At 38.9% G+C, this 7,844-nt stretch carries 8 protein-coding genes; 4 read left to right on the top strand and 4 right to left on the bottom strand.

What is annotated here, in order from left to right:
* The first annotated feature begins 86 nt into the window (after window positions 1-86).
* Window positions 87-614: a TolB family protein gene (locus GNE10_RS29155; RefSeq protein ID WP_099069034.1), complete on the top strand. Its 528-nt coding sequence runs from the start codon at window positions 87-89 to the stop codon at window positions 612-614.
* A 142-nt stretch (window positions 615-756) separates the two neighbouring features.
* On the opposite strand, the gene GNE10_RS29150 is transcribed toward GNE10_RS29155, so the two are convergent.
* Together GNE10_RS29150 and GNE10_RS29145 are read right to left on the bottom strand one after the other, a co-directional pair.
* On the bottom strand, window positions 757-1,761 hold the full coding sequence (locus tag GNE10_RS29150) for a succinate dehydrogenase/fumarate reductase iron-sulfur subunit (protein WP_185569158.1): 1,005 nt from the start codon (window positions 1,759-1,761) through the stop codon (window positions 757-759).
* A gap of 574 nt (window positions 1,762-2,335) precedes the next feature.
* A complete protein-coding gene (locus GNE10_RS29145; protein ID WP_180267549.1) occupies window positions 2,336-2,512 on the bottom strand; it encodes a hypothetical protein in 177 nt (58 codons plus the stop codon).
* 777 nt (window positions 2,513-3,289) lie between these two features.
* On the opposite strand from GNE10_RS29145, the gene GNE10_RS29140 reads away from it, so the two are divergent.
* Together GNE10_RS29140 and GNE10_RS29135 are read left to right on the top strand one after the other, a co-directional pair.
* A complete protein-coding gene (locus GNE10_RS29140; RefSeq protein WP_099069021.1) occupies window positions 3,290-3,730 on the top strand; it encodes an AbrB family transcriptional regulator in 441 nt (146 codons plus the stop codon).
* Between the two features lie 252 nt (window positions 3,731-3,982).
* On the top strand, window positions 3,983-4,789 hold the full coding sequence (locus GNE10_RS29135) for a CPBP family intramembrane glutamic endopeptidase (protein ID WP_185569157.1): 807 nt from the start codon (window positions 3,983-3,985) through the stop codon (window positions 4,787-4,789).
* 68 nt (window positions 4,790-4,857) lie between these two features.
* Here GNE10_RS29135 and GNE10_RS29130 read toward each other — a convergent pair whose 3' ends face one another.
* Together GNE10_RS29130 and GNE10_RS29125 are read right to left on the bottom strand one after the other, a co-directional pair.
* A complete protein-coding gene (locus tag GNE10_RS29130; RefSeq protein WP_185569155.1) occupies window positions 4,858-5,985 on the bottom strand; it encodes a succinylglutamate desuccinylase/aspartoacylase family protein in 1,128 nt (375 codons plus the stop codon).
* Between the two features lie 135 nt (window positions 5,986-6,120).
* Window positions 6,121-6,963 (bottom strand): toll/interleukin-1 receptor domain-containing protein, encoded by an 843-nt coding sequence (locus GNE10_RS29125; RefSeq protein WP_185569154.1) that lies wholly within the window; start codon window positions 6,961-6,963, stop codon window positions 6,121-6,123.
* Between the two features lie 520 nt (window positions 6,964-7,483).
* Here GNE10_RS29125 and GNE10_RS29120 point away from each other — a divergent pair.
* Entirely contained in the window at window positions 7,484-7,750 is a 267-nt protein-coding gene (locus GNE10_RS29120; protein ID WP_221643031.1) for a DUF2934 domain-containing protein, read from the top strand.
* Window positions 7,751-7,844 lie beyond the last annotated feature (94 nt).

Raw genomic sequence — 7,844 nt, 5'->3', positions numbered from 1 at the left:
TAGTTATTAGTTAGGATTTAGTCTTTAGGAGTTAGGAGTTAGGAAACTCTTGACAAATTGCTAATGACTAATGACTAATGACAATTATGATTAAACGTATTCTTTTTATCCCTGCATTTCTCTGCTTAAGTTTATTGACTGGGTGTTTTGGCTACCCTCGGATTTTAAGTTATCCCTTCGATCCAGGGGGGCGAGGCCTTAATAGTTTTTCTTCGGAGTTAGACCCGCAAATCTCTGGGAGATATATTGTTTTTGTTAGCGATCGCCGGGGTAGCCAAGATGTTTATATGTTTGATACGCTAACTCGCGATTTGGTTGATTTGCCTGGTTTAAATTCCTTTGATACCATCACTAATCATCCCAGTGTTTCCCAAGATGGTCGTTTTATTGTGTTTGCAGCTAGTCGCCAAGGGCGATCGGCTATTTTTCTCTACGACCGAGAAACACGCCAATCACGCAATTTAACTTCTAACCTCCAAGCAGAAGTCCGCAACCCCACAATTAGCGCAGATGGCAATCGAATTGCTTTTGAGTCCAGTAACAACGGCCAATGGGATGTTTTAGTATATGACCGTTATGGACGACCGTTGAACATACCGCAGGAACCGCGTTGAACTATAGTTAGGAGTTAGGAGTTGGGAGTTAAAAGTTAAGAGTTAGGAGTTAGGAGTTGGGAGTTAACAGTTAAGAGTTAAGAGTTATGAGTTGGGAGCTAAAATTCATGACTCCTAACTCCTAACTCATCACTCCTCACTCCTAACTTTTGTTTTCTTCTTGTTGCACAGATTCAATGAGCGATCGCACTTGTTGTGTTCCTTGGGAAGGTTCAAATGATAAGGGGAATTTACCTCTAGTTAACATCCGCAATCCTAAGGGGGCGAGGCTGAGTAGTCCTTTGAGGTCGCGAAAATAATTACCTACTACTTGTAAGCCAAATTGACGTTCGTCAATCCAACCACCTTGTTTGACTAAATCGATTAATACTTTGCGGTGGCGAATTGAACGGCTGTCACTGGCTTGTTTTTCGGCAAGAATTTCTTGTTTAATTTTGGTGATTTGTTCTAGGGGTGCAACTTCCATTGGACAAACACTATCGCAGTACAAACAACGGGTACAACCCCACACGCCTTTAGTATCTTCGTTGTAACTTGCTAAGCGATTTTCGGTGTCGCTATCTCGTGAGTCTGCTACCATGCGATAAGCTTTGGCAAGGGCATGGGGGCCAACGAAATCTGGATTTACTTCGCGGGCGTTGCACTCGGAGTAACAAGCACCGCACATAATACAGTTACCAGTTTGATCGAGGCGCGATCGCTCTTCGGGTGTTTGCAAAAATTCTCTTTCTGGTATTTGTCTAGCTGCGGTACTAACGTAAGGAGCAACTGCTTCTAGATTGTTCCAGAAACTGCTCATATCTACAACTAAATCCTTAATCACTGGCATGTTGCCCAAAGGAGCGATGGTGATTTCGGCAACGGCATTTACTTTGCTTTGGGATGATGCTATTTGTTGTAATCTGGCAAGTTCACTGCCGACATTTTCCTTACAAGCTAAAGCGGAACGGCCGTTAATTCGCATAGCACAGCTGCCACAAATGGTATTGCGGCAATTTTTACGAAATGCTAAAGTTCCATCTTGCTCCCACTTAATATGATTGAGGCAATCGAGGATTGTATTACCTGGTTGAGCCTCCACGACATAGGTTTGCACAATAGGAGAGGAATTTTGCTGCTGTCGAATCACCTTAAAAATAACTTCCATTGCTTCTAACCAAAATTTTAAAATTGCTTCACCAGCCTTAAAAATCATCAGTCAAGGCAGCTAGTGGCTAAAAGTAAGCCATATTCTTTTTACCCTGAATTTTAAGCCTGATGTTAATAAGCTGACGATAAAAGAGTAACTGATTCTAGTTTCAGGATAACGATTAAACTTTTACTTGTAGCACTGCCATACAACAGTACTAAATGAGTTGTAAACAAATCTACTCCCTATTATCTGCCTATATGAGTAGTTTATAAATCAAATAGGATTGCTATAAAACACATTTGTGCCCTGTTTTGAGCTAAAACACCAAAATTGTCATTCCTGCTTTGCATTTTATTTATCTGTTTGGAAGTGTCAAGCAAAAGTGGTTTCCCTAAAGAGTGAGTGTTGTTCATCTCCTACCTAGCGATAATATCCAAATTAAATACATGTCAAGTTGTATCAGAGCAACTGGTTATCAAAATCTGTTAAGCACTGGCAAAGCCAGAATCTTTTGATTATATAGAAGTGTGAAACCGCACGCTCAACATTATGTTGGTGAAAATTGAGGGCTAAGCATATGTTAAGAGATTTATTCTTCCCATAGACAGACGTGGAGAATCCTCTGACCACTTTTTACTTGACGGTAATAAACCCAGAAAAATTTTTCAGGACTTTCAAAAAAAAGTTCTTGCACCGGAAAACCTAGATACGTGAGAGTTTTTGCTTTTTGCTTCCTCTGAATCAAAAAATCTTGTACTTCACTCATTGGTCAAAACTCCTCGTCTCAATTAGATCAATTTTTATAAAAGCCATCGGACAATGCTCGTGCTTGCAATCAAGGGGAAGAAAAATCGTCACTGGTTTTTTCTGACTGAAGTCCAGTGATTTAAATAAAAATTTACCAGCAACTTTAATTCAAAATTAAACAAGTATTTTGCTATTATTAGTCCATGCTAGTATTTAATATAAAATTACGAAGTAACAAAACCAGAATCAATAGCCCCATCAAGGTGGCTACTACTGCTTTGTTGATTCGTATTGTAGAGACGTGAATTTTCTTGTCTCTACTTTTAAGGCAAAAGGGTGTATACCCATAGGACTCTATTGAAATACTATGCTGTCCTCAGCTTTTGAGTATGAGTAGAGAAATCTCTACAACTCAAAGGTAAGAAAGGCAAGTACTAAAAGTGAAAAACCTGCTATTTCTTGGATCTACGACATATTTGTAGTAGAACCTAGCCGTTTTGTAAAGGTGGCTGAAAATTACACCCCTACAGTAGCGCCAAAAGAGAAAATAGTTTCCTTTCTAATGGCGAATAATGGTTAAAACTACCGTAAAATCACCAAAATTGATCTCTTTGGTAACTATGACCTCTAATAGGTTGTAAACAACCATAATAGAAGTGCTTTTGGCTCCGTTCAGCAGGAATTCACCCGTTACACTAAAGTCCTAAGTAGCTTTATGCGAATGCTAAAAAGTCGAATACTGGCATGAAACTACATCGTTTATCAATTTGGAGAGAGTAAGGAAAAATTGAGCATAATGACTGAAACTGCAACCGCGCCATTAACCGGAAAAGCGTTACTTGCTAAAGTAAAAGAACTTTCCACTTTACCACGCCGAGAAAGAGCTAAGCAGTGCGGCTATTACACTGTTACTAAGAATAATCAAGTTCGCGTCAATCTCACTGATTTTTATGATGCTTTGCTATCAGCTAGGGGAATTCCTCTTAGTCCTGAAGCACCAAAAGATGGTCGTGGTCGCGAACCGACGTATCGCGTTAGTGTCCATCAAAATGGCCAAATTGTCATTGGTGCTACCTATACCAAAGCAATGGGCTTAAAGCCTGGAGATGAGTTTGAAATTAGGTTGGGATACAAGCATATTCACTTGATTCAACTTGGTGAAAGTGATAAAAAACTCACCTCACCAGATTTAGACTCTGACGACGAATCAGACGAAGATTTAGACGAGGAAGAGTAAATAAAGCTGATGGTAGGGATAAGTTTCAGGTGAATACTTGACGACTTGTCCTTACCTCAACAACAAACTGGTAGTCCTGTTGAGAGAATTTTGTCGAGTTAAAAAATACGATTAGACCACTTGCCGGAGTTAGTAAGTTTGGTAGAGTCTTGATTAATCAACAGGAAATCTATAGTGCAAGAAGTCTATCGTGTTTTTTTGTTTGTGTTGACAAATTTTTTTGAGCTTTCGGTCAACGCCTTACTGGCATTTATGGAAAATGCACCTGCACTAGTTGTAGCGATCGCATTCCTAATTTGCTGGATAGGGTGTTGGTTACCATTGGTAACAATATTAGGGATCTTGCTCAATTGGCAACCTACAAAATTTTTGCAGCCAGAGCAAAAGATACCTTTGTTGGTGTCACTTTACATATTAGCTCCCCTGGTTCTCTGGGGAGTTAGTTCGTTAGTCAATAGGTCTTTTTTAGATTACGGTTTTATTGTCAATCTCTCAATTGTCAAGTCTTTAGCAATCGGTTTCGGCTTGGGAGTGCTGAGCCTAGCTGTTGTATTTATCGGCGAATTTGGGTTAGGTTGGTGTTCTTTTGAAAACTCCAATCTTAAGTTAGTACTACCAATATTGCTACCGATTTTCTCCATCGCTTTGTTTGTGGGTGGAATAGAAGAGTTAATTTTTCGCGGTTTTTTCTTGACTGAATTATTGCAGGATTATCCAGTTTGGTTGGCAGCAATCATTTCTAGCTTGATTTTTGCTGTGTTACATTTGGTTTGGGAGCAACGGGAAACTGCACCCCAACTCCCTGGATTGTGGTTGATGGGAATGGTGTTAGTGTTGGCGCGATTTGCCGATGGTGGTAATTTGGGTTTAGCTTGGGGATTGCACGCTGGATGGGTGTGGGCGATCGCTACCATAGATACAGCAGAACTGATAACTTACACTGGTAAAGTGTCTGACTGGTTCACAGGTAAGAACAAAAAACCTCTAGCTGGTTTGGCGGGAATTATTTGTCTACTGGGAACTGGTATTATGATTTGGTTTTTATCCAAATATTTTTAGCTGGGCATACAGAATCCTAAAGACGCGATAAATCGCCGTCTTTTGTCTTAATTGGTAAAACTGAATAGCTAACTAATAACACCTAATACAAATTCACCTTCATTCACAGCTTGATTAGTTGCAACATCATAAACTAATCCATCTTGTTCGGCACAGACATCAATCAAAGTCGGTAGCTGACTTTCTTTATTAAAACTGAGAATTTGATAGAGCTTTTCTCCCGCTTTAACAGTACTACCTAATTTGATTCTTGATTGAATCATACCACCAGCGATCGCATAATATTTTTTCCTGTTGCCACTAGATACAAAATTCATATCCTGAGTTTTAGTATCAGATGAAAAATTGGGAATTTTTAATACACCTTTTTGTGCTAAATAATTTTTTACACCCCGTACACCTTTAGCAACTGAATCAAGGTTCATTTGCATTCCTGCTCCCAATTCTAGCGTCCAACCTTCAATATCAAATTTAATTTCTCTACCCAAATCTTGAAAACAAGCTTCCAGTGCTAGCCAAGGTTTGATAAACGCTTCATCAAAAGCATCGCCATCATATTTATCGAGTAAAATTCCCAAATCAAGTAGGAAGTATTTAGCACTTTCTTCGCGATTTCGGAAGTAATAAATGTAGTCTAAACCCTGATTATTAGAGCTATGCAAATCAATTAAATAATCTGCGTCTAAACTGATACTTTGTAATTTGTAGCGAAAAAGCTCAGTATAGGGCACAGAACTAAAAGAATTAATTTTTTCTAAATTTTTTGCGAATTGTTGCTTAATTATAGTTAGATAATTTTGTCGAACGACCTCTAGATCATTATGAAGTTGAGATTTAGTAAAAGCTACTAAATCATCAGCTTCTTTCTCGTAATCCCAAAATATGCGATTCCAGTCTTTAGCTTCGTAAACGCAGTAACGCCCAGGAGAAAAATGTTGAGCGCGTTCGTTTGTACCCATTGGATTACAAACGGGAACAAGCCAAATTTCTCCAGTTAAATCTGTATCATTTATTGTTAATAAAAACTCAATTAGCTGCTGTATCACAGCATTACCAGCGATTTCTGCACCGTGTAAATTAGATTGGATGTAAACCTTTTTACCTGGTTGAGCGCCGATGAATTTGTATAGTTGTAAAAAAAGGCGATCGCCCGAAGCCATTTGACGTAAAGGAATAGTTTCAATAACTGGAAACATATAGGACTCCTATTTGATTTTTGAAAAAAACTCAGTACAGTTTTTATTCCCTATTCCCCGTTCCCTGTTCCCTAGCTTCACGAGTAAGTTCAGAAATTAAATCGGATTGCTATAAAATAATTCAGTATCTATTTTTCATTCAAGAATTGCGGTTTTAATCTTCTTACAGATATTCACCCAAGCTCGATCCTCCTGTCCAGAGTTCAGGCTGTTTAAAGGTTGATTGGGAGGATGCGCTGATTGATACTTTTCAATTTCTGTTTCTTCATAGCCGCTGTAAGTCAAAGGTATCCAAATAATAGTAAGCCCTTCAGCTTCAGCCGCATCTAATAATGGCGGTAACTCATTATCGGCAATAAAATCTGATGCTAAAAAATCCGGGCTAACTAACAATACTGCCACTTTTGCTGCTGCTAAAGCTTTTTTAATTTCTTCGCGCCACTTTGCACCAGGTTGAATTTTAGTATCGTCCCAGACAACCAAAGTTTGGTTGCGAATCATTGGTTTGAGGTGTTTTTGAAGTTTGGTAAGCCACTGTTGATCTTGATGACTATAGCTGATGAAAACTTGATTTCTAGTTATAGGTTCGGACATAGGAATTTGGGGGTTATGTGAAGTCGATAGAACATCATCAATAAGTCTTTGGACATTTACCATACGAAAGCTATTTTGGCACTGAATTTGATAATTCCGCGCTTCCAGGGATTTGTACAACACTTCTCGGCTATAAAAATGAGGCGTTTGACTATCATTACAGCTTTCACAGTTACAAGGAACAAGTGTTTGATATTGCAGACGTTCGTAAGATTTATGGATTTTTTCTAATTCATGAATAATAACTGCTAGCAGTTCTTTCTTGCGTTTTCCTGCTACGCGAATTTTAATTTCTCGTTGAGAATAATATTCACAGAGATCTAATTCTGTCACTTTGTCTTTGGCAGCTTGTTCAATAATTTGCAGCAGTTCTTTGTTAGTCATTTGCGGTTTTAGAAAGATGATGCCTGACGACAAGTTTCTGCTTGGACGCGCAGCAGAGAAATTGAGCTAATTAATAATGTAGCCTGTATCAAGGATTGCATTAGCGCGTAAGCATAGACCGTTGTAAATATCGCCGACTCCTGCTTGTCTAAACTCAACCTCAAAACCTCATCATTGCACCTTTTATCCTCGACGTTGCACCTTTTATCCTCGAAGTTGCACCTTTTATCTTCGACGTTGCACCTTTTATCCTCGAAATTGCACCTTTTATCCTCAAAGTTGCACTTTTTTATACAAACCGTCGAGCAAAAAAAGTGTTGGCGCAACCCGCCGCAAGCATCGCCTGTTGTTGAAGATGCGATCGCTAGTAGTTTTTGTGCATTGTATATTTACAGAAACCAATGCTCCCAGTTAGATATAGAGCCGCTTATATTAGATTTGCCATCGCAACTAGCCCTAAAACAGCGATGTCTCCAACACGCTACACGTAAATTTAATAAATCAAAGAGGATTACTATATATGCCTTACGACATGACTCTGTGTCCTGGAGAAAATTGCCCAATCAAACAAAATTGTTACCGTTTTACACGTGAAATTCTCGGTCGTCAGAATTTTTTTGGACAAGCTCCCTATAATTTCACTACTAATTCCTGCGAAGATTTTATTAGTAATCGCCCAGATGAAAATAAAATCCGTTTTAGAGCTTATGAAATCTGGCAACAAAGCGGCTATCCAGATGATAAGTCTGTTGAACATTGGCTGCAAGCTGAAAAGGAATTGATATAGCAATCCTATTTGAGTTGTGAAAAATATTGGTGTTGACTGTTGACAGGTCAACTTAAGCTCAAACTCTTGCCCCACAATTGTTTTACCCCACCCC

The sequence above is a fragment of the Nostoc sp. 2RC genome, assembly GCF_014222165.1.
Taxonomy (GTDB): domain Bacteria; phylum Cyanobacteriota; class Cyanobacteriia; order Cyanobacteriales; family Nostocaceae; genus Nostoc; species Nostoc linckia.
Note: the sequence above shows the minus strand (reverse complement) of the source record. Positions and strands in the feature narration are given on the sequence as shown.

Excerpts from the sequence above, each read along its gene's own strand:
- GNE10_RS29155 (WP_099069034.1), top strand. The coding sequence starts at position 87 with ATGATTAAACGTATTCTTTTTATCCCTGCATTTCTCTGCTTAAGTTTA.
- GNE10_RS29150 (WP_185569158.1), bottom strand. The coding sequence starts at position 1,761 with ATGGAAGTTATTTTTAAGGTGATTCGACAGCAGCAAAATTCCTCTCCT.
- GNE10_RS29125 (WP_185569154.1), bottom strand. The coding sequence starts at position 6,963 with ATGACTAACAAAGAACTGCTGCAAATTATTGAACAAGCTGCCAAAGAC.
- GNE10_RS29120 (WP_221643031.1), top strand. The coding sequence starts at position 7,484 with ATGCCTTACGACATGACTCTGTGTCCTGGAGAAAATTGCCCAATCAAA.
- GNE10_RS29130 (WP_185569155.1), bottom strand. The coding sequence starts at position 5,985 with ATGTTTCCAGTTATTGAAACTATTCCTTTACGTCAAATGGCTTCGGGC.
- GNE10_RS29140 (WP_099069021.1), top strand. The coding sequence starts at position 3,290 with ATGACTGAAACTGCAACCGCGCCATTAACCGGAAAAGCGTTACTTGCT.
- GNE10_RS29145 (WP_180267549.1), bottom strand. The coding sequence starts at position 2,512 with ATGAGTGAAGTACAAGATTTTTTGATTCAGAGGAAGCAAAAAGCAAAA.
- GNE10_RS29135 (WP_185569157.1), top strand. The coding sequence starts at position 3,983 with ATGGAAAATGCACCTGCACTAGTTGTAGCGATCGCATTCCTAATTTGC.